We start from the raw sequence: 24,124 nt of genomic DNA, 5'->3' as shown, positions 1-24,124 counted from the left end.
GGAGGCAGCCGCGCAGGAGGCCGCCGAGGCCCCCGCCTCGTCGTCCGCGAGCTCGTCCGCCGCGGCTGCCGCCGGCTCGGGGACGGCGGCCACGGCCACCGCGCGCATCAGCAACAGCACCGGCCCTGTGCAGGCCGTGGTCCAGGCGGCCGCGAACGCCGTGGTCAGCAACGTGGCCGGCGCCGGCGGGATCACGCTCGGTGGCACCCGGGCCAGCGCCGCCGACCCGAACGGCCACCCGTCGGGCCTGGCGCTGGACTACATGGTCATGTCCGACACCGCGCTCGGGAACGCGATCGTGCAGTACCACGTCGCGCACTGGGACGAGCTCGGCGTCGACTACCTGATCTACCAGCAGGAGATGCTCAGCTCGCCCGGCGGCAGCTGGTCGCAGATGGCCGACCGCGGCAGCGCCACGGCCAACCACTTCGACCACGTGCACGTCAACTACGTGGGCTGACCCCGCCTGCGGGCCGGGCCCGACCGACCCCGGGACCGATCGGGCCACCGGTCTCGAGTGCTCGGCCTGACGATACGGTCGACGTCCGGACCGACCCCAGGAGGACGCCGGCATGGCGCCACCGAGCTCCGTCCCCACCGTGCTGACGGGCGTCCACGGCCGGGAGCACCCGGCCGACGTCGTGCGGGCCACGCCCGCCGGGGTCCCGGTGCACCCGGCCGGCACCTGCGACCCGCGGCCGCTTTCGGACGTCGAGCGCGCGCTGCTCCCGGGACCCGGCCTGCCGTGCGCGCGGGCGGGTGGCGCGGTCGTCCGTGGCTGAGCCGGCGCTCACCCTGCTGCGGCTCGGCGGCGTGGTGGTGGCCGGGTACGCCGGCGGCGGCGGGCTCGACCCGGCGCTGGCGCCGCGGCCGTACCTGCACCCGGTCCGCACCCTCGACGGCCGGACGGTGACCGACGCCCAGCCCCCCGACCACCCCTGGCACCTCGGCGTCTCGATCGGGGTCCAGGACGTCGGCGGCGCGAACCTGTGGGGTGGCCCGACCTACGTGCGCGGCCACGGCTACACCGCGCGGGCCGACCACGGCCGGATCGAGCACGCCGGCTTCCCGGCCCGGGACGACGACGGCTTCCACGAGGCGCTGCGGTGGCGCGGTCCCGACGGCCGGTTGCTGCTCGGCGAGCACCGCCGGGTGCGGGCGCGGCCGGTCCCCGCCGGCTGGGAGCTGGGGCTCACGACCGCGCTCACCAACGCGACCGGCGGGGAGCTGGCGCTCGGCAGCGCGGCCACCAACGGGCGGGCGGGCGCGGGCTACGGCGGGTTCTCCTGGCGGCTGCCAAGAGCGCCCGGGCCGTGGGTGCGCACGCCCGTGGCCGCGGGGGAGCAGCGCACGCACGGCTCGGTGGCGCCCTGGCTGGCGTGGACCGACCGCGTGGCGGGGTTCACCGTCGCCCTCGCCGGAGTCGACGACGCCACGCGCGCCGACCCGTGGTTCGTCCGGGTCGGGGACTACCCGGGCATCGGCTCGCAGCTGGCCGCGCGGCACCCGCTGGTGCTCTCGCCCGGCGGCACGGTGACGCGGGGCTTCCGCGCCCTCGTCGCCGACGGCGTGCTCGACGACGCCGCGGTGGGGGAGTGGGCGGGCGCGGGACTCAGCAGCGGGCGAGCAGGTCGAGCACCCGCCCGGTGAGCAGCGCGGCAGCGGCCGGGTCGTGGGACGGCAGCGAGCTGTCGGCGTAGCAGTGCCGGTCGCCGGGGTAGAGGAACAGCTCCCCGTCGTCGGCCCCGGCGACCAGCGCCCGGGCGGCGTCGACGTCGCCCTCGTCGACGAAGTACGGGTCGGCGTCCATGCCGTGCACCTGCACGGGGATGCCGGCCGGCCACGAGCCGAACACCGACGCCGGCACGCAGGCGTGGCAGAGCACCGCCCCGCGGGCGAGCGGCCGGTTCTGCGCCAGGCTCTGCGCCGGCAGCACGCCGAGGGAGAAGCCGGCGTAGACGAGTTCCGCGGGCAGGCCCTCGACCGCGCGGGTGCCGCGCTCGACCACCTCGCCGGGACCGATCTCCTGCACGTGCGCCGTGCCCTCGCCGATGGAGCCGAACGTGCGGCCCTCGAACAGGTCGGGCGTGTGCACGCGGTGCCCGGCGGCGCGCAGCTCGTCGGCGAGGGCGACGACGCCGGGCGTCAGGCCCCGCACGTGGTGGAAGACGACGACCTCGGCCATCTCGGGCCGCCCCGACAGGACGGGGAGTGCCGGCCGCGCGGCCGTCAGGCGCTGAGCGGGGACCGGCGCTGCAGGCGCACCCGGCGCCGCTCGCGCTCGGACAGGCCGCCCCAGATGCCGAAGCGCTCGTCGTTGGCGAGGGCGAACTCCAGGCACTCGGCGCGCACGGAGCAGCCGGAGCAGACGCGCTTGGCCTCGCGGGTGGAGCCGCCCTTCTCCGGGAAGAACGCCTCGGGGTCGGTCTCGGCGCACAGCGCGTCGAGCCGCCACCCCTCCGCGCCGCCGGGGTTCTCACCCATGGCGATCTCCGACCAGGACATCTCGTTCCAGGACGTCGTGGGCTGGTAGGCCGGCGCGTAGGACGGCTCGGGAGCGGGCTCGTAGGCGGCCGACTCGGTGAGCAGGCTGAGGTGGGGGCGGGAGGGGAACACGGGAAGCTCCTCGGTTCGGTACTCGATCGCACCGGCGGTGACGGACCGGTACGGGCTGGCTGCTGTCCGTCACGTTACGGATTCCCCGCGGCACTCCGCACTGGCAGGAACTAGCCGAAACCACGCCGTCGGGTTGTCGGATCGTGACCTGGCGTCCTCCGCCTCCCGTGTCGGGTGAGCCATGGCGGCGTGCGGGCGACGGTCCCACCAGCCGCGGATCGACGAGAACATCTCGATTCCTCGCCGGGAGCTGTCGATCCGGCCCGGCGGTGCGTGTCGGACAGACGAGGGCCCGAGAGGCGGGCCCCGACCGAGAGGGAACGAGATGTCCCAGTACCTGATCCTGATCTACGAGGACGAGACCCGGTACGAGACCGCGTCGCCCGAGGTGATGGGCGAGATCATGGAGGAGCACAACGCCTTCGCGGCCGGGGTCGAGGCGCACGGCGCGAAGCTGCTCGGCGGCGAGGCCCTCCAGCCGACCGGGACGGCGACCAGCGTGCGCGGCGGTTCCGAGGTGACCGACGGCCCGTTCGTCGAGACCAAGGAGGCGCTCGGCGGCTACTACCTGGTCGACGCGCCCGACCTCGACACCGCACTCGCCGTCGCCCGGACCGTCCCGGCGCGCTTCGGCGGCGTCGAGGTCCGCCCGGTCATGACCTTCGACGACTGAGCCCGGCCGGGCCGCACGGCATGACCGTCCCGGACACCTCCGCCGTCGCGGCCGCGGTCGCCGACGCGCACCGTCGCGAGTGGGCCTTCGTGCTCGCCGCGACGGTGCGCGTCACGCGCGACCTCGACGTCGCCGAGGAGTGCGTCCAGGAGGCGTTCGCGGCGGCGCTCACCGACTGGCGCACGTCCGGCGTCCCCTCCCGGCCGGGGGCCTGGCTGACGACGGCGGCCCGGCGCCGGGCCCTCAACGTCGTCCGCCACCGGGGCGTGGAGTCCCGCCACCTGCCGCTGCTCGTCGAGGAGGAGACCATCCCGGGGCCCGGCGACGCACTCGACGACGAGGGCGCGCCGATCCCCGACGACCGGCTGCGGCTGGTGGTCACCTGCTGCCACCCCGCGCTCGACCGGCCGGCCCAGGTGGCCCTGACGCTGCGGCTGCTGTGCGGTCTGTCCACGGCCGAGGTGGCCCGCGCCTTCCTCGTCAGCGAGTCGACCATGGCCGCGCGGATCACGCGGGCCAAGAAGAAGATCGCCGTCGCGCGCATCCCGTACCGGGTGCCGCCGGCCGCGGAGCTGCCCGAGCGGGTCGACGCCGTCCTGTCGGTGGTGCACCTGCTGTTCACCACCGGGCACACGACGCCGGCCGGGGACGAGCTGGTGCGCCGCGACCTGGTGGAGCGGTCGGTGGAGCTGTGCCGCATGCTGCGCCGGCTGCTGCCGCGGGACCCGGCCGTGGCGGGCCTGCTGGCGCTGCTGCTGCTCACCGACGCCCGGCGGGAGACCCGGACGGCGCCGGACGGGCGGCTGCTGCTGCTCGAGGAGCAGGACCGTGCCCGGTGGGACCGCGCGGCGATCGCCGAGGGCGTGTCCCTGGTCCGCGAGGCGCTGCGGGCCCGGCCGCCCTCGCGGTACGCGCTGCAGGCCGCCATCGCCGCCGTCCACGCCGAGTCGCCGAGGTGGGAGGACACCGACTGGCGGGAGGTCCTCGCCCTCTACGACGTCCTCGTCCGGCTGTGGCCCTCGCCGGTGGTGGCGCTCAACCGGGCCGTGGCCGTCGGCTTCGCGTCCGGGCCGGCCGCCGGGCTCGCCGCGCTCGACGCCCTGTCCGCCGAACCCCAGCTCGCGGGGTACGGCTACCTGCCCGCGGCGCGGGCGGACCTGCTGCGGCGGCTGGGCCGGGTCGCCGAGGCGCGGGAGGCCTACACCGAGGCGCTGCTGCTCACCCGCAACACCGTCGAGCGGGCCTTCCTCGAGGGCCGCCTGCGCGGGACCGGCGGCTGACCGCGGTCATCGACCGGACGTGCAGCGGTCGCGCAGGGTGGCGGCGCCGGGGCCGGTCAGGTCGCCGCCGTAGGCGCCGCGACCGGCCATCGCCATGGTCAGCGCCAGGGTCGTGCCGCGCACCGGGACGCCCTGCCCCGCGGTGAAGGGCCCGTCGGTCGCCTCCAGGTGCAGCCCCTCGATCGCGCGGCGGCTGTGCACCGTGAAGTCGCGCCGGGCGAAGAAGCCGGCTACCTCGGTGACGGCCTCGACCGAGGGCGTGCGCTCCAGGCCCAGCGGACGACGGACGTCCTGCGCGTGCACGACGACCTCCCCGAGCCAGGCCGCGGTGTGCCCGGACGGCGCCGTCGTGCTGTCGAGGACCCGCCGGAACCGGTCGAGGGTCTGCGCCGGCGTCGCGCCCCGCTGCTCGGCCAGGCGCCGCTCGTTGTGCAGGGCGGGGTCGAACCGGGCGCCGACCATGCTGGCGATCCAGCGCGCCCGGCCGACGCTCGCCGCCGCGGTGAGGTGGGCGACCACCTCCTCGACCGTCCACCGCCCGCACAGCGACGGCCGCGCCCACTGCGCGTCGTCCAGGCCGGCGAGGTCGTCGGCGAGGGCGGTGCGCTCGGCGTGGGCGAGCGACCACAGGGTCTGGCGGGTGGGGGAGCGGGTCACGGACACCTCCGGTCGGGTTGCGGCTGACAGGAGGAGGACCGCGCGCGGCCCGCGGAGTCATCGGTACCCGTCGGACCGCCCGGGCGGCTCAGTCGCCGATGCCGCACTCGTCGCGGAGGTAGGCGTCCACGTTGTCGCCGGCCGTGGACAGCCGGCCCTCGGCGTCCTCCAGCGCCGTGAGCGACTCGGGATCGGTGACGTCGAGGTCGGTGAACGCGTCGGCCATCCGGTCCAGGCCGCCGGCCAGCGCCTCCCAGTCGGCGGCGATCGGCTCCGGCGCCTCCACCGCGCGCAGCTCCCCGGCGACCTGGCGGAAGGCGTCGGTGACCGAGGGGTCGTCGTCCCCGACGCCGGCCAGCGCCTCGTCGACCCGCTCGTCGAGCCCGGCGGCCTGGGCGCAGAAGTCCTCCTCGCCGGCGGCGGTGGTCGTCTCCGCGGCGCCCGGGGTCCCCGACGCGTCGGCGGGGTCCCCGCCGTCCCCGCCGTCCCCGCCGCAGGCGGCCAGCAGGACGACGGCGGCCGCTGCGGCCACCCCGGCTCGGCACCGGATCGGGGTTCGGGACACGACGGCCTCCCCAGGGCGGTGGGACTGACCGTCCCGAGGGTCCGCCCGGCCGGCCCCGCTGACCAGGGGTCAGCGCCCGAGGTGGGCCCGCAGCGCCGCGACGACCATCCGGTGGTCGTCGAGCTGGGGCAGCCCCGACACCACGACGACGCCGACCGGGCCGACGTCCCGCACGACGACCGGGAACGCGCCGCCGTGCGCGGCGTACAGCTGCGGGTCCAGACCCGACGCCTCCTCGAACGTCGTCCCGCGCTCGACCCAGGACTGCCGGACGTACAGCGAGCTGTGCCCGAAGCGGTCCACCACCCGGGTCTTGCGCTCGATCCACGACGCGTTGTCCGGGGTCGTGCCGGCCAGGGCGACGTGGAAGAGCCGCTGCCCGTTGCGGCTGACCTCGATCGCGACCGGCGCGCCGTCCGCGCGGGCGGTGGCCACGAGGGCCGAGCCGAGCGCCCAGGCGTCGTCGTTGGTGAACGAGGTGACCTGCAGGTCGTCCTCCTCCGCGGCGAGCTCGGGCACGGAGGGGAAGGAGATGGCCATGGGTCATCCTGGCGTCCTCGCCCGGAGGGGACCCCGGGAGGGGCGCCGGACCGGCGGCCACCGGAGGCGCCGCGGCGGGGGCGCCGGGGTCCCGCCGATCCGACGCGGCGCCGAAACCGGTTCCGCCCTCCCGGCGACTCTGGCACGGTGGGCGCCGGATTCCACCCCGGCCGCGGGCCCGGGCCGCGGGGGAGATCACAGCGGTGACGTGGACCGGACGGTGATCCATGAGCGCACGACGCAGGCGCGCAGCCAGTCCCCTGGCCACCCTGGGGGCCGTCGTCCTCCTGACCGTGGTCCTCTTCGCGGCCAACAGCCGCGTCGACCCCGCGGCCAGCACGGCGCCGGCCTACCCGGGGACCGGCGGTGCGGAGACGTCGACGGCGCCCCCGTCCGCGGAGCCGACCACCGAGCCGTCCGCCGAGCCGACGCCGACGTCCGAGGCCCCGAGCCCGCCGGCGGAGCTGCAGGCCGTGTACGCCGGCGTGACCAGCGGCGGGGAGGCGACCATCGCGATGGCCGTCAACGACGACCAGGTCGCGGCCTACCTCTGCGACGGTGCCGCCATCGAGGCCTGGCTGCAGGGCACCCTGGACGGCGACACCATCACGCTGGCCGGCCGCAACGGCGCCGGGCTCTCCGGGTCGGTCACCGACGGGACCGTGTTCGGCACGGTGACCACGAGCTCCGGGCTGACGATGCCGTTCTCCGCGGCGGAGTCCCAGCCGCCCGCGGGCGTGTACGAGTCCCGCACGACCCTCGACGGGCTGGCGACGCGGATCGGCTGGGCGGTGCTGCCCGACGGGACGCAGGTCGGTGTCGCGACCGTCGGCGACACCAAGCGCGAGGCGCCGCCCCTGGACCTCACCGACGGCACCTTCGAGATCGACGGGTCCCCGGGCACCGCCGAGCCCATCACCGGCTCCGACACCGTCGTCGGCGGCTGAGACCGCGCCCCGACGACCGCCCCGACGCCCGACCGCCCCGACGCCCTGCTGGTCCCACCGACCGTCGCGCACGCGAGGAGACCACCGCCATGACCCACACCCGCCCGCCGGTCGACGCCCCCGCACCTCCCGCCGAGACGGTCGTGTCGCGTCCCCGGCCGCGCGCCGAGCCGCGCGACGCCTTCCGGCTGCCCCTGCTCAGCTTCCTGCTCGCCGGCTGCGCCGTCGCGCTCGTGCTCGGCGTCTACGCCGCCGAGCACGAGCCGGCCGGCTACTCGCTCGACGTCCCGGGGTTCTCCTCGCCCCTCTACGTCAAGGCCTGGCTCACCACCGCGGCCACCGTGTTCGGCGTCGTGCAGCTGCTCACGGCGGCCCGCATGCACGACGCCGGCGCCCGCCCGTGGACCCGCACCCTGCACCGGTGGTCGGGCCGGCTGGCCGTGGTGCTGACCATCCCGGTCGTCGTCCACTGCGTGTACGCGCTCGGCTTCCAGTCCGGCTCGACGCGCGCCCTGGTCCACTCCGCTCTGGGCTGCTTCTTCTACGGCGTCTTCGTCACCAAGATGCTGGCGCTCACCCGCCGCGGCCTGCCGCGCTGGGTCGTCCCCGTGCTCGGCGGTGCGGTCTTCACCAGCCTGATCGCGCTGTGGCTCACCTCGTCGCTGTGGGTCTTCACCAGCAGCGGCTTCCGCCTCTGAGGCGCCGCCCGGCGGCGCGTGCACACTCCGCGAGGGAGAGACCCATGTCGGCGTCCACCACCACCCCGACCCGGCGGGCCGAGCGGTGAGCAGCCCGCCGGTGATCGAGATCCGGGAGCTCGGCCGCGAGCCGCGCCGGATCGCGCTGACCCGCGCGCTGGAGGTCGGCCGCGACCCCGAGGGTCTGGCCCTCGCCGACGACCGGGTCTCGCGCCGCCACCTGCGGCTGGTGCCCAGCCCGGTCGCCCTGTCGCTGGTCGACCTCGGCAGCCGCAACGGCACCCTGGTCAACGGGCTCCCGGTCACCGGCCGGGTCACCCTGGAGGCCGGCGACGTCGTCCGCCTCGGCGCCACCGAGATCGTGGTCATCGGCCGGCCGGAACGCGTCCCCGTGCCCGCCGGCGCCCGTGAGACGGCCCTCGTCGGCGGCGCCGGGGCGGCCCTGCCACCCCCGCCGCCCCCGCCACCGGCGCCCCCGGCCGTCCCGTCGCGCGCGGCGGTGGCCTGGGACCGGGTCCTGGGCCGCACGTCCCGGCCGGGCGAGGACCTCTTCCCCGTCTACACCGAGATGCGTACCCACGTGCCGCTGTGGGTGTGGCGGGCGATCAGGGTGGTCAGCCTGCTGGCCTACGCCGCGCTGTGCGTGGCCCTGTTCGTGCGTCCGGCGGGCGGGTTGTTCGTCTTCTTCGGGATCATCGTGCCGCTGCTGCCGCTGCTGTTCTTCGTCGCGCCCGGCGTGTGGCGCAACGTCTGCCCGCTGGCGGCGGCCAACCAGGTGCCGCGCGTCCTCGGGTTCACCCTGGGACGCACCCTCCCCGAGGGCTTCCGCCGGCGCGCCTTCGTCGTCGCGATGGTCCTGTTCTTCGTCCTCGCCGGCGCCCGGCTGGCGGTGTTCAACGGCAGCGGGGCGGCGACCGGCGTCCTGCTCGCGGTGGTCATCACCGCGGCCTTCCTCGGCGGACTGCTGTTCAAGGGCAAGAGCGGCTGGTGCAGCCAGATCTGCCCGCTGCTGCCGCTGCAGCGCGTGTACGGGCAGACGCCGTTCGTCCGGGTGCCCAACAGCCACTGCCGGCCCTGCGTCGCCTGCACCACCAACTGCTACGACTTCGCGCCGATCGGCGCCTACCAGGCCGACCTGCACGAGGACGACCCCGTGTGGACCGGACCCCGCAGGCTCTTCGTCGGCGCGCTGCCCGGCTTCGTGCTCGGCTTCTTCGTCCTCGCCGGCGCCGGCGACCGGGCGCTGACGACGACCTACGGCGAGCTGGCGCTGTTCTTCCTCGGCAGCGTCGGGCTCTTCTACGCCGTCCAGGCACTGCTGCCGCTGAGCGCGTCGGTGGTCGTCGCACTCTGGGCCGCGGCGGCGATCAACCTCTTCTACTGGTTCGCCGGCCCGGTCCTCGCGGACTCCTTCGCCACGGTCACCGGCGTCGAGGCGCCGTGGCTGCGCTGGCCGGTCTCGGCGCTGGTGCTCGTGCTGTCGGTGCTGTGGATCGCGCGCACCGCGGTCAAGGAGCGCCAGTACCTGCAGCAGTTCCACCCCGAGCTGCTGCCGGTCGTCCCGGTCAGCCGGCCGGCGCCGGAGGCGGCCGCGCAGGCCCCCGCGGAGGAGGCGGACACCGCAGAGGTGCGCTTCGCCGGCGCCGACGCCGCCGTCGAGGGCGAGGTCGGGACCAGCCTGCTGGAGACCGCCGAGAAGGCCGGCCTGCCGATCGAGGCCGGCTGCCGGATGGGCGTGTGCGGCGCCGACCCGGTCGCCGTCCTCGAGGGAGCCGCCTGCCTGTCCGAGCCGGAGGACGAGGAGCTGTCCACGCTGCGCCGGCTGGGGCTGGCCCCGAGCACCCGCATGGCCTGCTCGGCGCGGATCCGGTCGGGGCCGGTGACGGTCTCGCTGACCCCCGAGCCCGGCGGCCCGGTCGACGGCGACGTCCCGCGCGAGTTCGACCGGTCGATCGTCAGCTGCGTCGTCCTCGGCAACGGCATCGCCGGGGTGACCGCAGCGGACTTCCTCCGGCGTGGCCACCCCGAGTGCGAGATCCACGTGGTCGGGCAGGAGCCGCACGCGCTCTACAACCGGATGGGCATCTCCCGGCTGGTCTACGGCCGGTCGGCCATGCAGGGCCTCTACCTGCTGCCGGAGACCTGGTACGACGACCACCAGGTCACCGCGTGGCTCAACACCGTCGCCACCCGGATCGACGTGGGGACCCGCCGGGTGTTCCTCGGCACCGGCGACGTGCTGCCCTACGACCGGCTCATCCTGGCCATGGGCAGCAAGAGCGTCGAGCCGCCCGTCGAGGGCTTCGGCCGGCCCGGGAGCAGCGTGCTGCGCTCCGCGGCCGACGCCGCCGCGCTGCGCAGCCACGTCCAGCGCCACGGCGGCCGCGACGCCGTCGTCGCCGGTGGTGGGCTGCTGGGCCTGGAGGCCGCGCACGCGCTGCTGGAGCTGGGCCTGCGGGTGACGGTCCTGGAGCGCGGGTCCCGGCTGCTGTCCCGCCAGATCGACCCGCGCGCCAGCGAGCTGGTCGACGCGTGGTTCCGCCGGATCGGGCTGCAGGTGCTCTACCGCGCCGAGGCCCAGGCGCTCACCGGCGAGCCGCGGGTCACCGGGGTCCGGCTCGCCGACCGCCGGGCGCTGCGCTGCGACGTCTTCCTGGCCGCCGTCGGCATCCGCCCGGACGTCGACCTGGCCCGCGAGGCCGGCATCCCGGTGGGCAAGGGCGTGCTGGTCGACGACCGGATGGCGACCGCGGTGCCGGGCGTCTTCGCGGCCGGCGACGTCGCCGAGCAGGCCGGGCGGGTGTGGGGCCTGTGGCCGGTCGCGGCCAAGCAGGGCGAGGTCGCCGCGGTCAACGCGCTCGGCGGGAACGAGACGCTGACCTCCGAGGTGCCCCCCACCCTGCTCAAGGGCGTCGGGCTGGACCTGTTCGCGGTCGGCCGCGTGGAGCCCGGGCCGGGCGAGGAGGTGGTGGTCGACGAGGACGCGTCGCTGCCCTCCTACCGGCGGCTGGTCCTCGCCGGGCGGACGGTCGTCGGCGGCGTCGTCCTGGGCCACCACCCCGAGGACGTCACCGCGGTGACCGCGGCGGTCAAGCGGCGGCTGGAGCTCGACGACGCCGTCCTCGCCGGGCTGCGCGCCGGCGACTGGCGGGCACTGCGCGACGCCGGCCGGCGCCGGCCGCAGTCGCAGCCGGCGCCGGCCTGACACCCGGGGTCAGCCGGCGTCGGCCGCCTTGGTCGCGCGGAAGGTGAACACCTGCGTGCCGACGCGCAGGCTCCCGTCGGGCAGCAGCGGCGTGGGCTCGGTGCCGATGCGGGTCCACTCCGTCGCTCCCGGGCCGGCGACGTAGGTGCCGCTGACCGAGGGTGCGTCGCGCACGTACACCCGGCCGCCGTCGACGGAGACGCGGGCGTGCACGCGGGAGACGAGGTTGCCCGGGTCGCGGATCACCACCGGCGAGGCCACGGCACTGCGCACGTCCGGGTCGTTGTGCGGCTCGCGGCCGAGGACGTAGTCCCGGTCGAGCAGGACCGTGGGGCCGCCCTCGCACACCAGCGCGCCCACCGGCGCCGGCGCCAGCATGGTCTCCTGCAGCCGGTCCGGCTCCTGCGCCTGCGCCGTCTCCTGCAGGTGTGCCGTCACGGACGGCTCGGTCCTCCGGTCGGCGGGGACGTCCGGGGGCCGGGCGTCGGTGAGCGTGTCGCGCAGCGGTCCGGACTCCCGCGGCGGGTCCTCGCCGGGCGCTGCGCCCCCCGCTGCGTCTCCGGCTGGGGCCGGGGCCGGGGGATCGCCGGCCCCGGCCGGGCTGAGCACGAAGCCGCGCGCGGGCACCACGCCGTCCCGCAGCGCGGACCGGGGGTGGACCGGCGCCGCCGACCCGGCCCCGCCCTCGACGGTCACCCGGGCGAAGGGCCCTGCGACGACGTGGTCGACCCAGGTCAGCGCCTGCCGCCCCGAGAGCCGCGTGGTCCCCGAGGGGCCCTCCACCTCGGCCGACACCGCGCCGCGCAGCAGCACGACCACACCGTCGGCGACCGGTGCGACCACCCCGAACGCGGTGCCGTCGGCCGTTGGCCGGCCACCGACCCAGCCGCCCAGCCGGGCGGCGACCGCGCTGCCCGGCTGGTCCTCCGCCGCGGCGGCCTCGACCAGTCCGAGCAGCTCCTCGGTGGCGGCGCCGCCGTCCGCGTCGTCGTCGCGGACCAGGAGGACGACGTCGCCGAAGCGTGCGACCAGGCCGTCCCCCGGGGCCAGCCCGACCCGTGTCAGTCCCGCCCGTGCCCCGGCGTCTGGCATGGCAGTTCCTCTCGACCGTGTGGACCGTGCCGCGCTCCTGCGCCCCGTGGTCGGCGCGCCCAGGCTAGGGCCGGACGGCGCCGCGGAACAGGACGCCGGACCCGCCGACGGAGGGCGTGCGCGACCGCCCGCGGAGGGGGCGGCGGCCAGTAGACTGCCCGCGCCAGCGATGCCGGAGCCATGGCCAGCCGACCCGTCGGCGGCAGCGCCGGCCGGGTGTCCGAGGAGTCCCCGTGGCCCACAGCCAGCCCGTGCCCGCCCCGCGTGGTGGGCTGCCCGGCCGCGCGGCGCACTGAGCGATGCAGGCCGAACGGCAGCGGATCGCCGACGCGCTCCCGGCGTACGACATCGGCGAGGTGCTCGGCCAGGGCGGCTGGGGCGTGGTGCTCGCCGGCCACCACCGCCAGCTCGACCGCAGCGTCGCGATCAAGCAGCTGCCCACGGCGACGGCCGCCGACGTCGCGGTCCGGCGGCGGTTCACCGCGGAGGCGCGGGTGCTCGCCTCGCTCGACCACCCGCACGTCGTCCCCGTGTACGACTTCGTCGAGCGGGAGGACCTCTGCCTGCTGGTGATGGAGCAGCTGCCCGGGGGGACGGTGCGCGACCGGGCCACGACGACCGGGTTCCCGGCCACGGGGGCGGTCGCGGTGTGCCTCGCCTGCGCGGCGGGGCTCAACGCCGCCCACGTGCGCGGCGTGCTGCACCGCGACGTCAAGCCGGAGAACATGCTCTTCGCCGCCAGCGGGGCGGTGAAGGTCACCGACTTCGGCATCGCCAAGGTGCTCGGCGGGCCCGACACCATGCTCACCCGCGCCGGGGACGTCGTCGGCACGCCGTCCTACGTCGCGCCCGAGCAGGTGCGGGGCGGGGAGCTGTCGCCGGCGACGGACGTGTACGGGCTGGCGACGATGCTCTACGAGCTGCTGGCGGGCCGGCTGCCGTTCACCGCCGACGGCGACGTCATGTCCCTGCTGTTCAAGCACGCCTACGAGGCGCCGATCCCGCTGCCCGACGTGGCCCCGGACGTCCCGGCCGACGTCGCCGCCGTCGTCATGCGCGGCCTGGCCACCGACCCCGCGGAGCGCTACGGGACGGCGGAGGCGTTCGGGGTGGCGCTGGCCGAGGCGGGCACGCGGGCCTGGGGAGCGCACTGGCTGTCCGCGGACGGGATGCCGGTCGTGCTGGGCGCCGAGCGCATCGTCGCCCCGACCCGCGGGACCGGGCTGACGCCGGGCGGCGCGCCGGCGGGGACGACCGGCGCCCGGCAGGAAGGCGCGACGGCGGCCCCCGCGGTCACGCCGGGGCCGGGCCCCGGTACGCCGCGGACCGACCCGGTGGCCCCCGGCGCCCGGGTGCCCGGGACGGCCGGCCGGGGGGACACCGGCCACGACGACCGGTACGACGACCGGTACGACGACCGGTACGACGACGGGGACGACGACGAGGCCCCGCCGCGCCGCCGTCCCGCGGTGGTGGCCGCCGTCGTCCTGCTGGTCCTGCTGCTGGCGGCGCTCGCGGTGTGGCTGCTGCCGCGGGTGTTCACCGTCTACGGCGCGCCGGCCGACGGGCCGGCGTGCGGTCGGCCGACGGCGGCGGTCTGCGCGGTGAGCACCACGGGCAGCGACTCGTAGCCGCGCAGGACGACCGTGCGGCGGCGGTGCCCGGCGCCGGCGGCGGCCAGGTCGGGGAACCGCTCGAACAGGGCCCGCAGGGCCACCTCGCCCTCCATCCTGGCGAGCGCGGCCCCCAGGCAGAAGTGGATGCCGCTGGAGAAGGCGACGTGGTCGCGGGCGTTGGCCCGGGTGACGTCGAAGACGTGCGGGTCGCGGAAGACCCGCGGGTCCCGGTTCGCCGCGGCGAGCACGAGCAGGACCAGGTCGCCCTCCCGGAGGGGGACGCCGTGCACCGTGGTGTCGCGCGTGACCCGCCGCCCGGTCCGCTGCACCGGGGAGTCGACACGGAGCACCTCGTCGACGGCGTTGGGCCACAGCGACGGGTCCTCGGCCAGCAGCCGGCGCTGGTCGGGGTGGGCGAAGAGCTGGGCCGCGCCGTTGCCGATGAGGTTGACCGTGGTCTCGAAGCCGGCGCCGAGGACGAGCAGCGCCGTGGACAGCAGCTCCTGCTCGGTCAGCCCGCTGCCGTCGTCGTCGGCCATGGCGACCAGCGCGGACAGCAGGTCCTCGCCGGGGGCGCGGCGCAGCCGCCGCACGTGCCCGCGGAACCAGGTGTCGAGCTCGCCGAGGTTGCGCTCGACGCTGCGGTGGGTGCGCCAGCCCACGCCCATGTCCAGGCTGGGTGAGGCGCCGTCGCCCCACGCGAGGAACTGCTCGCGCATCGCCACGGGAACGCCGAGCACCTCGGAGATGACCGTGACCGGCAGCAGGCTGGCGTAGCGGGCGACGAGGTCGGCGTGCCCGCCGTCGGCCGCCGCCTCGCGCTCGAGCCCGTCGAGCAGCTCGTCGGCGATCTGCCGGGTGCGCTCGCGCAGCCGGGCGACGGCCCGGGCGCTGAAGGCCCGGCTGACCAGCCGCCGGTAGCGGGTGTGCTCGGGCGGGTCGACGGCGAGCATCGACGGCGGGTCGATCGGGCCGGTGCTCGGCCGCGGTCCGGCCAGCCGCAGCGCCGTCCGCAGCAGGGGCGGCATCCCCTCGGTCCGGTTCCCGCCGATCTGGCCGAAGTCGTCGCTGCGCAGGACGTCGGTGCACACGTCGTGGTGGACGCTGACCCGCGCGAACGCTCCGCCGGCGAAGGGCGCGGCGGTCCGCAGCCGCTCGTAGTGGGCGAAGGGGTCCTCGCGCACGGCGGGGTCGAGCAGCACCTCGGCGTCGGGGTTCCCCGCCCGCGCCCGCGCCCGGATCGCCAGCCGCATCGCGCCGTGGGTCGCGGCCCAGCGGACCGCACTGCGCACCGTCACGTCGTCCTCCCCGTCCTCCCGGCGGACCCGGGTGCCCCCGCCGGGACCCCATCCTCCGTGGCGGAGCGCAGGTCGGGCCAGCGCGGAGTGAGCCGCCGACGCCGGTGCGGCCCGTACCGCGGGGGAGGGCGGTCGGTCAGCCGCTGATCCGCTTGTAGACGTCCGGGGGCGCCGCGCCGCCGGCCACGATCGCCGCCGACCACTCGTCGAGCCGGCGGGTCAGCTCGGGCAGCTCCGGGCCGATCGCGTCGAGGACGGGCGCGAGCGCGGCCTCGGTCTGCGCCTCGATGCGGTCCCGCAGGCGCCGTCCCTCGTCGGTGAGCCGGCCGCCGGCGACCAGCCCGCGGTCGGCCAGGCCGGCGTCGGCCTCGGCCATCGCCTCGGGCGACCAGCCGCGGGTGCCGGCGTAGGCGGTGTGCTCCCAGCCCACCCAGTACTCGGTCAGCAGGTTCATCTGCACGCCGGTGACCCCGGCGGCGACGTTGGCGGCCACGTGCACGTCGCCGCGGTACTCGCGCAGCAGCGTGGTGGCGTGCCAGAGCTGCCCGAGCGGGTCCTCGGGCCAGGGCAGCGACAGCTGGCCGGCGAACAGCGGCCGGCCGGCCAGGTCCCGCGCCGCGACGTCGGTGCCCCGGCGCAGCGCGGCGACGGCGCCGGTGACGTCGGCCCCGGGCAGCAGGTCGTGCAGCGCCTCCACCACGCCCTGCTCGCGGGCGGCGAGCACGTCGGCGCGCGACGCCGTGGCCCGCGCCTGCTCGTAGACGCCGGTGACCAGGCCCGGCTCGAAGACGCCGAACGCGGCGACGACGACCAGCGGAGCCGGCTCGCCCATCGGTGCGGTGCGGCCCCACACGTAGCCGGTCAGGAAGTCCAGGCCGAGGGCGGCGAGCCGGTCGTTCACCGGCCGGCCCCACCAGCTGATGGTCGCGATCGGCTCGGCGGCGTCGCGCAGCCGGCGGGAGGGGGAGTCGGGGACCCCGGCCGGAGGACGCTCGGCGTCCGGGGCGGAGAGGAAGACCTGCTGTGCCTGGGCGAAGTCCACGGGGGCATCGTCACCCGGTGGACGGGGCGGCACCATCCCCTCGGCGCCGGGGTCCGCCGCGGCGCAGCTCGAACCACAGCCAGGCGGCGATCGCGGCCGGCACGGCGACGAAGGCCGACACGGCCGGCACCGTGCCGACCCTCGACCCCAGCCACGCCAGCAACAGGGGGGTGCCGAAGCCGGCGTAGGCGAAGGCGTAGAACGCGCTGTTCATCGCGCCCCGGGCGTGCGGCGGCGCGAGCCGGGCGGTGAGGGTCAGTCCCGCGGTGAGGCACAGCCCGCCGCCGGCGCCCATCAGGGCCGACGACGGCAGCAGCAGCGGCTCGGACCCCGCGACGATCGCGGCCACGCCGAGACCGAGGCCCAGCGCGCCGAGGGCCATCCCGAGCGGCCCGGCGCCCCGCTCGGCCCGCCGGCCGACGCGGGCCGCCGCCGCGCTCGCCCCCAGGGCCACCCCCGCGATCACGCCGGCGTAGGCCACGCCGACGCCGTCCGGCACCACGAGCAGCGGCAGCAGGGTCGCCGCGACCGCCGGGAAGGCGAAGACGCCGACGGCGGTGGGCGCCAGCACCGCCCAGAACGGCCGCCGTGCCTCCGGCGGCAGGCCGAGGGTCATGAGCCGGCCCGGTCGCCGGACCTGCACGGTCTCCGGGACGGTCAGCAGCACGCCGAGGCCGACGACCAGGACGGCGACGTGCACCAGGTAGGGCAGCGTCGTCGGCGCGGGGCCGTACTGGGCCAGCACCCCGCTCATGGCCGGCGCGATCGCGAACCCCAGCGACGTCGACACGGCGCCGCGGGTGGCCGCCGACCGCTGCCCCTCGGGACCGGCGAGGTCCTGCAGCCACGCGTTGGCGACCGAGAACACGACCCCGGACACGACGCCCTGCAGCAGCCGGCACGCGTACAGCAGCGGCAGCGAGCCCGCGGCGGGGAGGAACAGCAGCGAGACCAGCCCGGCGACGACCGCGAAGGGCAGGACCAGGGCCCGCCGCCCGAACCGGTCCGAGGCCGCGCCCGAGACGGTCAGCGCCGCGACCAGGCCGATGGCGTAGCAGCCGAACACGGCGGTGAGGTCGGCGTCGGACAGGTCCAGGGTGCGCCGGTAGACCAGCAGCAGCGGCGTGGGGATGTTGGTGCCGAGGGCCACGGTGAACAGACCGAACGTGAGGGCGTCGAGTCGCCGCCGGAGGACTCGCTGCCCGGCTGCGGCCCCCGTCACGCGCCGGACGCTACCGGTCCCGCTCATCGGCTGATGGGTACGGCGACGAGCCCGCAGCGACGGCTCGATCCAGGTCGCCTCCGACGGCCACCGGCTGCACTCCTGCGCCGACGAGGACCCGGGCGAGGTCCTCCGCCACGTCGTCGACGACTCCGGCGGCACGTGCTCGTCGTGACCCCGAAGGGGGGGACCCGCGCCGGCCTAGAACCGGTAGTGCAGGACCAGCGTGCCCTTCCGCGACCAGGACGTGCTGCGCGCCGACAGCCGGTAGTAGGCGCGGAGGACCGGTGGGAACCGGGCGATCTCGGGTTGCCGGCTGATCAGCATCTCCTGCACCAGCTCCAGCCCGGGGTTCCAGCGTTCGGGTTCGCGCGGGTCGTCCATGCCGGGGAACTTCACCTGGTCGGCGACCGACTTCGTGCCCCGGGAGTGCCGGGCCACCCAGATCGTGAACCGCGTGTAGCCGTTGAAGACCAGCTCTCCGCTCGGGAAGTGGTCGATCAGCCGGTCGAACAGGGCACCCAGCTCCTCCTTGGCGAGGAATCCCATCAGGCCGTCGGCCGTGACGACGGCAGGCCGGTCGGTGGGCAGGGCGTCCAGCCAGTCCGGGTCCGTCACGTCCGCGCTGATGGTGTGCGCCTTCGCGCGATCCGGGACGACGTGCTCGCGGGCGGCCACCACCTCGGGGAGGTCGACGTCGTACCAGTCCACCGTGGGCGGCGGCGTGATGCGGGCCGGCCGCGTGTCGAACCCCGCGCCGAGGTCTAGCCCGACCGCATCCGGGTGGCGGGCGATGAACCGCGACGCGACCTCGTCGATCTTCTTGGCGCGGAGCGCCACGTTGAGGACGAGGTTGGTGGTGGTGTTCAACCGCTCGTAGTCGTGGTCCAGCGTGCGGACGATCTCGTCGGCGATCTCGTCGCCCAGGATCGGATGCGGCGAGCGGTTGTCCAGTGCCCTGCAGCAGAGCGTCAGGAACAGGCTGTCTTCGACCGGCGTCAAGGCCGGCAGGGGAGTCGCCATGGGTGCTGCCCTCTCGTGCTCGTGGCCGTCGCGGTGGGCAACGCCGACGGTCACCGTCGGCGCCGGGGAGGCGGCCGGCGGCGCGTGCGCCCACACCACTCTGACGGGGCCGGTGAGCCCGGCTCTGGACGGCGGCGTCCCGGGGACCCGGTAGGTCGACACCGGGCCCAGCTGGCTGCGGCCCCTCCGCTCCACTACCTCCCGGCCGCAACCCAAGCGCATCCCGGACCCGGTGTCACGAGTCCGGACCGGCTCGAGAGCAGCGACGTCCGCGCGCGGGACCGCTGTGAGGGGGTCACCTCCTGCCTCGGTGACGACCGGGTTCCACTCCGCATGGGCGGGCGGATCGGTCAGCACCCGCCACACGCGCTCGGGTGTGGCGTCGACGTCGACGAACGTCCTCGGTTCGGCGGTCATCGGGACCGTCTCCTGACGGTGAGCGCGGCCGGGAGGGGCGACGTGGCGTCAGGTGCAGGCAGCGGCCGCGGTCAGCCGACGACGACGTTCCACGGCCGGATCGTCCATGCGGTGACCAGCCCGTGGACGACGTAGGGGTCCTGCTCGGCGAACCGTTCGACGACCTCGCGCTCCGCCGTCCAGACCAGCAGGGCGCGGTCGTGGGGGTCGGGGAGCGCGCCGGCGAGCAGCAGCTCGCCCCGCTCGTGCGCGGCCCGCGCCAGCGCGAGGTGGTCCTCGCGCAGCGCCGCGCGCCGCTCCAGGTAGTCGTCGGCGAGGCTGTACTCCAGCAGCAGGTGCACGCCGCCACTGTCACACGGCGGCGTCCCGCTGCCCCACCGCCGGCGTCACCCGGGGCGGCAGCTGCCGCGGGTCGCCGCCGGCGGCGATGCGGGCGAGGGCACGCAGGGCCGCCAGCGCACCCACCGGCTCGATCGCCGAGGGGGAGGCGCCGGGGTGGTGGGCGGCGATGCGGACCCGCAGGGCGGCCGGGCGCGCCCGGAAGGTGACCGGCGGTGCCAGCACCGCGGCCTCCCCGTCGATCCCCGCCGCCACCGGCTGGGTCGCCTCGACGCGGAACTCGGGGGCCGCCCACTGGCGCACCGGGCGCCGCCCGCGCCGCTCACGGCTGCCGGGCGGGTCGACCACGGTCACCCCGAGCAGTCCCTGGTCGACGGCCGGGCGGGTCCCCGCGCCGGCGGCTCCGGCCAGCCGGTACTGGCCGTTGCCCACCAGGACCACCGCCGCGCCCTGCATGGTGCGCCCGCCCGGCGTCGTCCAGCGCAGGTCCTGCGCACCGCCCCGCGCAGCCAGGGCCTCGGGGACCGTGGCGAGCAGGGTCCGCACCTTAGCCGCGCGGTAACCGCCGTCCTGCACGGCCTCCGCGTACACCCCCAGCGAGACGTTGTTGACGAACACCCGGCCGTTGACCTCGGCCAGGTCGACCACCCGCTCGCCGCCGTCGACGAGGGCGTCGAGCGCGCCCACCACGTCGGTGCGGTCCACGCCGAGGTCGAGGGCGAAGTGGTTGCGCGTCCCCGAGGGGATGCAGGCGTAGGGGAGGCCGGCCTCGGCCGCGACGGCGGCCACCACGGCCTGGGAGCCGTCACCGCCGGCCATGCCCACGGCGTCGGCGCCGGCCTCGACCGCGCCCCGCACGAGCGCGGCCAGGTCCTCACCCGGCCGCAGCTCCACCACCGCGATGCCCCGCTCGCGCGCCGCCGCGACCAGCCCGGTCCGGGCCGCCCGGCCGTCGCCCGACCGCGGGTTGACCACGACCACCGGCCGGCGCGGTCGCTCGGCGGCGGGCAGCTCGACGTCCGGCCGGAAGGCCGACCGGGCCGCCGCGTACCAGACCACGGCGCCGAGCCCGAGCAGGAGGACGGTGCGCCGGTAGCCCGAGTCCGCCAGCACCACGACCCCGCCGGTCAGGGCGACCCCGGCGACGGCGAGGCCGGCGACCCGACCCCAGCCGCGGCGCAGCACCCCCTGCCACGCGCCCGCGGCGACCAGGGCGCCGCAGACCAGCAGGAGCAGGCCGCGCGGGAAGTCGTCCACCGCGGCCGCGACGCTCAGCACCAGCACCCAGGCCGCGGCGGCCAGGGCCACCGCGGCGGCGGTCCGGCGCCCCCGCACACGGGGGCGCGGCCGGCCGGGACGGGACATCGGTGGCCTCCCTCTCCGTGCTGCGGACGGGGCTCCGGGAGGGGCCAGTGTGACCCTCCGGCCGCGGGTCGGGAGCGCCCCCGGTCCCCGCGGACGGGAGGGCTCAGCTGCCGCACTCGTCGCTGAGGTAGTCGTCCACGTGGGCGCTCGCCGTGGTCAGGTCGCCCTCGGCCCGGTCGAGTGCCTCGATCGAGCCGAGGTCGGTGGCGTCGACGTCGCCGAAGGCGGTGGCCATCCGGTCCAGGCCGGCCGCCATCGCCTCCCAGTCCGCGGTGATCGCCTCGGGCGCCTCGATGCCACGCAACTCCGTCGCGATCTGACGGAAGGCGTCCGCGACCGACGGGTCGTCGCCCTCGAGGTCGGACAGCGCCGAGTCGACCCGCTCGTCGACGTCGTCGGCCTGGGCGCAGAAGTCGGCCACGTCGTCGGTCGGCGCCGTCCCCTCCTCGCTCTGCCCTGCCGCGGGCGTGGTCGCCGCGGAGTCGGCCTCGGGATCCCCACCACCGCACGCGGCGAGCAGGACGACGGCGGCCCCGCCGGCCACGCCGATGCGGAGCAGGTCCAGGCGGAACAGGTGTCTGGTGCGCACGGTGCGGGACATGGCTGCCTCCGGGAGCGAGCGGGTTCCGACCGCTCCGAGCGTGCTCCGGCGGACCCTCCCGGATCAGCGGGCTGCCCCCGGGGACGGGCACGGGGCTGACCCCGTGGTGGGGGGCGTGCGGCGTCGTCAGGCTCGATCCGTGACAGCGCGGGTGCTGATCGTCGACGACCACGCCCCCTTCCGGTCGCTGGCCCGCCGGCTGCTCGTGGCGGGCGGCTTCCAGGTCGTGGGGGAGGCCGCCGACGGCGCCGGGGCCCTCTCCGCGGTCCGCGACCTCGCCCCCGACGTCGTCCTCCTCGACGTCCAGCTGCCCGACCTGGACGGCTTCGCGGTCGCCGAGGCACTCGCCCGGAGGCAGCCCGTGCCGATCGTCGTGCTCGTCTCGAGCCGGGCGCTGCTGGACTACGGGCACCGGGTGGACGCCAGCACGGCGCGCGGGTTCATCACCAAGTCGGAGCTCAGCGGCGAGACACTGCTGCGTGTGATCGACGGACCAGGACGGCCGGTCCCGTGCAGCGGCTGAGGCCCCGCACCCGCACGGCGGTGGCCTCCGCGGGGGCGGCCGCCGGCGTCGCGGCGGCCGGCGCGCTGGTGTGGGGCGGCTACCGGGTGCCCGCCGACCTGCTCGCACCGACGCTCGTGCTGGACCTCGCCGTCGGCTGGTCCTTCATCGGGGTGGGTCTGGTGGCGTGGACGCGCCGCCCGGACAGCAGGACCGGCGTCCTGATGGTCGTGCTCGGCTTCGCCTGGTTCGCCCGCTTCGCGGTGGCGGTCGACACCCGGACCGGGTTCGTGGTGGGCGTCCTGCTCGGCTCGGTCCACCTCAGCGTCCTGGTGCACCTGCTGGCCACGTTCCCGGCCGGGCGTGTGCAGGACCGGGCGGAGCGGGTGCTGGTGACGGTCGGCTACCTGCTCTCCGCACCGCTGGACGCCGTCTTCCTGTTCGCCCTCGGAGCCCAGCGGCAGCTCGGGGACGGGCCTCCGCCCAACGGCCTGGTGATCGCGCCGAGCAACGGGGAGTTCGACCCCGCCGGCATCGACCTGGCCGTGCAGGGCGTGGTCGTCGTGCTGTTCCTGTCCCTCCTCGGCGTGGTCTTCAGGCGGTGGCGGTCGGCCGGCCCCGCGCAGCGCCGCAGCCTCACCCCCGGAGCGGTGGGAGCCGCGCTGATCGTCGTCACGATCCTGGTCGAGCGGACGGCGATCCTGCTGCTCATCCCGCCGGCCGTCGGGGTGGCGCTGGCCTGGTCGGCGCAGGTCGTCCTGGTGGTGTGGCCCCTGGCGCTGCTGCTGGGGCTCCTGCGCAGCCAGCTGGACCGGTCCGCGGTGAGCCGGCTGATCGTGGAGCTCGGCGCCGGGCTGCCCGTGCCGGAGCGGCTGGAGAGGGCTCTGGCCGACACGCTGCACGACCCGTCCCTGGAGCTGGCCTACTGGCTGCCCGAGCGCGGCGCCTTCGTCGACCCCGCCGGTGCCCCGGTCCGCGTGGAGCCCGTCCGCGGCCGGGCGCTGACCTACCTGGAGCGCGACGGCGAGCGGATCGCCGTGATCGTGCACGACCCGGTGCTCGCGGGGGAGCCCGAGCTCGTGGCGGCGGTCGCGGCCGGGGCGGGCCTGGCGGTGGAGAACGAGCGGCTGCACGCCGAGGTCCGCAGCCAGCTCCGAGAGGTCCAGGCGTCGAGGGCGCGGATCGTCGAGGCGGCCGACGGTGCCCGCCGCCGGGTGGAACGGGACCTGCACGACGGCGCCCAGCAGCGACTGGTCACGGTGGCCCTCGCGCTCCGGCTGGCGCACACCCAGCTGGACACCGCCGACAGCGGTGAGCTGGGCGCGCTCCTGGACGAGGCGGGCGCGGAGCTGGCCGGTGCCCTCGACGAGCTGCGCGAGCTGGCCCGGGGCATCTACCCGGTCCTGCTGACCGACGCCGGGCTGGGGCCCGCCCTCCACTCGCTCGCCGAGCGCTGCCCGGTGCCGGCCGTGGTCGGCACGGTGCCGGACCGGCGGTGGGCCGACGCGGTCGAGCAGACCTGCTACTTCGTGGTGTCCGAGGCGCTGGCCAACGCGGCCAAGCACGCGGGGGCCGGGCAGGTCGTCGTCGACGTGCGCGAGGACGGCGACGGCCTCCGTGTGCAGGTGAGCGACGACGGCGCCGGCGGGGCCGACCCGGGCGGCTCGGGCCTGCGCGGGCTCGCCGACCGGGTGGCCACGCTCGGCGGGGAGCTGTCGGTGCGCAGCCCACGGGGCAGCGGCACCCGCGTGATCGCGACGGTCCCGTGCGCGTGATGGTCGCCGACGACGCGGCGCTGTTCCGGGCGGGCATCGCCCGGCTGCTCGCCGACGCCGGGTTCGACGTCACGGCGGAGGTGGGGGACGCCGACGCCCTGCTCGCCGCGGTCGAGAGGGACCCGCCGGACGCCGTCGTCGTCGACATCCGGATGCCGCCCACGCACACCGCCGAGGGGCTGGAGGCCGCGCGGGTGCTCGCCGCCCGCCACCCGGAGGTGGGCGTCCTCGTGCTGTCGGCGCACGTCGAGCCGCACTACGCGATGCGGCTCCTCGAGTCCGGCGCGACGGGCACCGGGTACCTGCTCAAGGAGCGCGTCACCGATCCCGGCGAGCTCACCGACGCCGTCCGCCGGGTGGCGGCCGGGGGAGTGGTGATCGACCCCGGCGTCGTGTCCCAGCTCGTCGGCCGGCGTCGCGTGCGCAACCCGCTGGACGCGCTGTCGGAGCGGGAGCGGGAGGTGCTGGCCGTCATGGCGGAGGGCCGGTCGAACCAGGCGATCTGCGAGCGGCTGTTCCTGAGCCCGAAGACGGTCGAGGCCTACGTGCACAACGTGTTCACGAAGCTCGACCTGCACCAGGCGGCCGACGCCAACCGGCGGGTGCTCGCCGTGCTCGCCTACCTGCGCGCCTGAGCGACCCGGTCCCCGG

Annotated in this window: 25 protein-coding genes; 12 read left to right on the top strand and 13 right to left on the bottom strand. The window is 76.6% G+C overall.

The features are described 5' to 3' along the window. The 3 genes from ABQ292_RS12290 to ABQ292_RS12280 all read left to right on the top strand — a co-directional run. Positions 1-460 (top strand): VldE C-terminal domain-containing protein (locus tag ABQ292_RS12290; protein WP_499803278.1); only part of this gene is annotated, 460 nt, incomplete at its 5' end. Between the two features lie 112 nt (positions 461-572). Further along, on the top strand, positions 573-782 hold the full coding sequence (locus ABQ292_RS12285; RefSeq protein ID WP_369206670.1) for a hypothetical protein: 210 nt from the start codon (positions 573-575) through the stop codon (positions 780-782). Continuing rightward, positions 775-1,650, top strand: coding sequence for a DUF6807 domain-containing protein (locus ABQ292_RS12280; protein ID WP_369206668.1), 876 nt, complete (start codon positions 775-777; stop codon positions 1,648-1,650). The genes ABQ292_RS12285 and ABQ292_RS12280 overlap by 8 nt, the downstream gene beginning before the upstream one ends. Here the strand turns inward: ABQ292_RS12280 and ABQ292_RS12275 are convergent. Together ABQ292_RS12275 and ABQ292_RS12270 are read right to left on the bottom strand one after the other, a co-directional pair. Next, complete coding sequence (locus ABQ292_RS12275; protein ID WP_369206666.1) at positions 1,613-2,185, bottom strand: dienelactone hydrolase family protein; 573 nt, start codon at positions 2,183-2,185, stop codon at positions 1,613-1,615. The two genes, ABQ292_RS12280 and ABQ292_RS12275, sit on opposite strands and share 38 nt — an antisense overlap. A 44-nt stretch (positions 2,186-2,229) precedes the next feature. Further along, a complete protein-coding gene (locus ABQ292_RS12270) occupies positions 2,230-2,616 on the bottom strand; it encodes a WhiB family transcriptional regulator (RefSeq protein ID WP_438940588.1) in 387 nt (128 codons plus the stop codon). Positions 2,617-2,941: 325 nt separating this feature from the next. Here ABQ292_RS12270 and ABQ292_RS12265 point away from each other — a divergent pair, with 325 nt between their 5' ends. Continuing rightward, positions 2,942-3,289, top strand: a complete 348-nt coding sequence (locus ABQ292_RS12265; RefSeq protein WP_369206664.1) for a YciI family protein — start codon at positions 2,942-2,944, stop codon at positions 3,287-3,289. Positions 3,290-3,309: 20 nt separating this feature from the next. Beyond that, positions 3,310-4,569, top strand: a complete 1,260-nt coding sequence (locus ABQ292_RS12260; RefSeq protein ID WP_369206662.1) for an RNA polymerase sigma factor — start codon at positions 3,310-3,312, stop codon at positions 4,567-4,569. Between the two features lie 6 nt (positions 4,570-4,575). Here the strand turns inward: ABQ292_RS12260 and ABQ292_RS12255 are convergent, their stop codons facing one another. The 3 genes from ABQ292_RS12255 to ABQ292_RS12245 all read right to left on the bottom strand — a co-directional run bounded on the left by ABQ292_RS12255 (position 4,576) and on the right by ABQ292_RS12245 (position 6,331). Then, complete coding sequence (locus ABQ292_RS12255; protein ID WP_369206660.1) at positions 4,576-5,226, bottom strand: maleylpyruvate isomerase family mycothiol-dependent enzyme; 651 nt, start codon at positions 5,224-5,226, stop codon at positions 4,576-4,578. An 88-nt stretch (positions 5,227-5,314) separates the two neighbouring features. Further along, complete coding sequence (locus ABQ292_RS12250; protein WP_369206658.1) at positions 5,315-5,791, bottom strand: hypothetical protein; 477 nt, start codon at positions 5,789-5,791, stop codon at positions 5,315-5,317. A gap of 69 nt (positions 5,792-5,860) precedes the next feature. After that, positions 5,861-6,331, bottom strand: a complete 471-nt coding sequence (locus ABQ292_RS12245) for a heme-degrading domain-containing protein (RefSeq protein ID WP_369206656.1) — start codon at positions 6,329-6,331, stop codon at positions 5,861-5,863. Positions 6,332-6,558: 227 nt separating this feature from the next. Between ABQ292_RS12245 and ABQ292_RS12240 the strand changes: the two genes are divergently transcribed. The 3 genes from ABQ292_RS12240 to ABQ292_RS12230 all read left to right on the top strand — a co-directional run bounded on the left by ABQ292_RS12240 (position 6,559) and on the right by ABQ292_RS12230 (position 11,181). After that, on the top strand, positions 6,559-7,278 hold the full coding sequence (locus ABQ292_RS12240; RefSeq protein ID WP_369206654.1) for a hypothetical protein: 720 nt from the start codon (positions 6,559-6,561) through the stop codon (positions 7,276-7,278). A gap of 89 nt (positions 7,279-7,367) precedes the next feature. Then, positions 7,368-7,976 carry a DUF6529 family protein gene (locus tag ABQ292_RS12235; protein ID WP_369206652.1) on the top strand — a complete coding sequence of 203 codons (609 nt, stop codon included), beginning with the start codon at positions 7,368-7,370 and terminating at the stop codon, positions 7,974-7,976. 100 nt (positions 7,977-8,076) lie between these two features. Continuing rightward, on the top strand, positions 8,077-11,181 hold the full coding sequence (locus tag ABQ292_RS12230; protein ID WP_369206650.1) for an FAD-dependent oxidoreductase: 3,105 nt from the start codon (positions 8,077-8,079) through the stop codon (positions 11,179-11,181). Positions 11,182-11,190: 9 nt separating this feature from the next. Here ABQ292_RS12230 and ABQ292_RS12225 read toward each other — a convergent pair whose 3' ends face one another. After that, positions 11,191-12,273: an FHA domain-containing protein gene (locus tag ABQ292_RS12225; RefSeq protein WP_369206648.1), complete on the bottom strand. Its 1,083-nt coding sequence runs from the start codon at positions 12,271-12,273 to the stop codon at positions 11,191-11,193. 299 nt (positions 12,274-12,572) lie between these two features. Here ABQ292_RS12225 and ABQ292_RS12220 point away from each other — a divergent pair, with 299 nt between their 5' ends. Continuing rightward, positions 12,573-13,904, top strand: a complete 1,332-nt coding sequence (locus tag ABQ292_RS12220) for a serine/threonine-protein kinase (RefSeq protein ID WP_369206646.1) — start codon at positions 12,573-12,575, stop codon at positions 13,902-13,904. Here ABQ292_RS12220 and ABQ292_RS12215 read toward each other — a convergent pair. From ABQ292_RS12215 to ABQ292_RS12185, 7 genes are all read right to left on the bottom strand, one after another. Then, positions 13,820-15,187 (bottom strand): cytochrome P450, encoded by a 1,368-nt coding sequence (locus ABQ292_RS12215; RefSeq protein WP_369206644.1) that lies wholly within the window; start codon positions 15,185-15,187, stop codon positions 13,820-13,822. The genes ABQ292_RS12220 and ABQ292_RS12215 overlap by 85 nt on opposite strands. Positions 15,188-15,323: 136 nt before the next feature. After that, positions 15,324-16,229 carry an SCO6745 family protein gene (locus ABQ292_RS12210; protein ID WP_369206642.1) on the bottom strand — a complete coding sequence of 302 codons (906 nt, stop codon included), beginning with the start codon at positions 16,227-16,229 and terminating at the stop codon, positions 15,324-15,326. Between the two features lie 10 nt (positions 16,230-16,239). Beyond that, complete coding sequence (locus ABQ292_RS12205; protein WP_369206640.1) at positions 16,240-17,451, bottom strand: MFS transporter; 1,212 nt, start codon at positions 17,449-17,451, stop codon at positions 16,240-16,242. A gap of 201 nt (positions 17,452-17,652) precedes the next feature. Next, positions 17,653-18,453: a class I SAM-dependent methyltransferase gene (locus tag ABQ292_RS12200; protein WP_369206638.1), complete on the bottom strand. Its 801-nt coding sequence runs from the start codon at positions 18,451-18,453 to the stop codon at positions 17,653-17,655. Between the two features lie 509 nt (positions 18,454-18,962). Beyond that, positions 18,963-19,232, bottom strand: a complete 270-nt coding sequence (locus ABQ292_RS12195) for a YciI-like protein (RefSeq protein WP_369206636.1) — start codon at positions 19,230-19,232, stop codon at positions 18,963-18,965. Positions 19,233-19,242: 10 nt separating this feature from the next. After that, positions 19,243-20,595 carry a diacylglycerol/lipid kinase family protein gene (locus ABQ292_RS12190; RefSeq protein ID WP_369206634.1) on the bottom strand — a complete coding sequence of 451 codons (1,353 nt, stop codon included), beginning with the start codon at positions 20,593-20,595 and terminating at the stop codon, positions 19,243-19,245. 103 nt (positions 20,596-20,698) lie between these two features. After that, on the bottom strand, positions 20,699-21,196 hold the full coding sequence (locus ABQ292_RS12185) for a hypothetical protein (RefSeq protein ID WP_369206632.1): 498 nt from the start codon (positions 21,194-21,196) through the stop codon (positions 20,699-20,701). 139 nt (positions 21,197-21,335) lie between these two features. On the opposite strand from ABQ292_RS12185, the gene ABQ292_RS12180 reads away from it, so the two are divergent. From ABQ292_RS12180 to ABQ292_RS12170, 3 genes are read left to right on the top strand one after another with little or no spacing between them, the layout of a single operon-like run. Further along, positions 21,336-21,719, top strand: coding sequence for a response regulator transcription factor (locus tag ABQ292_RS12180; protein ID WP_369206630.1), 384 nt, complete (start codon positions 21,336-21,338; stop codon positions 21,717-21,719). Then, on the top strand, positions 21,707-23,473 hold the full coding sequence (locus tag ABQ292_RS12175; RefSeq protein ID WP_369206628.1) for a sensor histidine kinase: 1,767 nt from the start codon (positions 21,707-21,709) through the stop codon (positions 23,471-23,473). The genes ABQ292_RS12180 and ABQ292_RS12175 overlap by 13 nt, the downstream gene beginning before the upstream one ends. Further along, complete coding sequence (locus ABQ292_RS12170) at positions 23,473-24,108, top strand: response regulator transcription factor (protein ID WP_369206626.1); 636 nt, start codon at positions 23,473-23,475, stop codon at positions 24,106-24,108. Before ABQ292_RS12175 ends, ABQ292_RS12170 begins: the two co-directional genes overlap by 1 nt. Positions 24,109-24,124 lie beyond the last annotated feature (16 nt).

This window comes from Geodermatophilus maliterrae, from assembly GCF_041018925.1.
Lineage (GTDB): Bacteria > Actinomycetota > Actinomycetes > Mycobacteriales > Geodermatophilaceae > Geodermatophilus > Geodermatophilus maliterrae.
Note: the sequence above shows the minus strand (reverse complement) of the source record. Positions and strands in the feature narration are given on the sequence as shown.

Excerpts from the sequence above, each read along its gene's own strand:
- ABQ292_RS12285 (WP_369206670.1), top strand. The coding sequence starts at position 573 with ATGGCGCCACCGAGCTCCGTCCCCACCGTGCTGACGGGCGTCCACGGC.
- ABQ292_RS12275 (WP_369206666.1), bottom strand. The coding sequence starts at position 2,185 with ATGGCCGAGGTCGTCGTCTTCCACCACGTGCGGGGCCTGACGCCCGGC.
- ABQ292_RS12265 (WP_369206664.1), top strand. The coding sequence starts at position 2,942 with ATGTCCCAGTACCTGATCCTGATCTACGAGGACGAGACCCGGTACGAG.
- ABQ292_RS12260 (WP_369206662.1), top strand. The coding sequence starts at position 3,310 with ATGACCGTCCCGGACACCTCCGCCGTCGCGGCCGCGGTCGCCGACGCG.
- ABQ292_RS12245 (WP_369206656.1), bottom strand. The coding sequence starts at position 6,331 with ATGGCCATCTCCTTCCCCTCCGTGCCCGAGCTCGCCGCGGAGGAGGAC.
- ABQ292_RS12240 (WP_369206654.1), top strand. The coding sequence starts at position 6,559 with ATGAGCGCACGACGCAGGCGCGCAGCCAGTCCCCTGGCCACCCTGGGG.
- ABQ292_RS12235 (WP_369206652.1), top strand. The coding sequence starts at position 7,368 with ATGACCCACACCCGCCCGCCGGTCGACGCCCCCGCACCTCCCGCCGAG.
- ABQ292_RS12225 (WP_369206648.1), bottom strand. The coding sequence starts at position 12,273 with ATGCCAGACGCCGGGGCACGGGCGGGACTGACACGGGTCGGGCTGGCC.
- ABQ292_RS12220 (WP_369206646.1), top strand. The coding sequence starts at position 12,573 with ATGCAGGCCGAACGGCAGCGGATCGCCGACGCGCTCCCGGCGTACGAC.
- ABQ292_RS12190 (WP_369206634.1), bottom strand. The coding sequence starts at position 20,595 with ATGTCCCGTCCCGGCCGGCCGCGCCCCCGTGTGCGGGGGCGCCGGACC.
- ABQ292_RS12185 (WP_369206632.1), bottom strand. The coding sequence starts at position 21,196 with ATGTCCCGCACCGTGCGCACCAGACACCTGTTCCGCCTGGACCTGCTC.
- ABQ292_RS12170 (WP_369206626.1), top strand. The coding sequence starts at position 23,473 with ATGGTCGCCGACGACGCGGCGCTGTTCCGGGCGGGCATCGCCCGGCTG.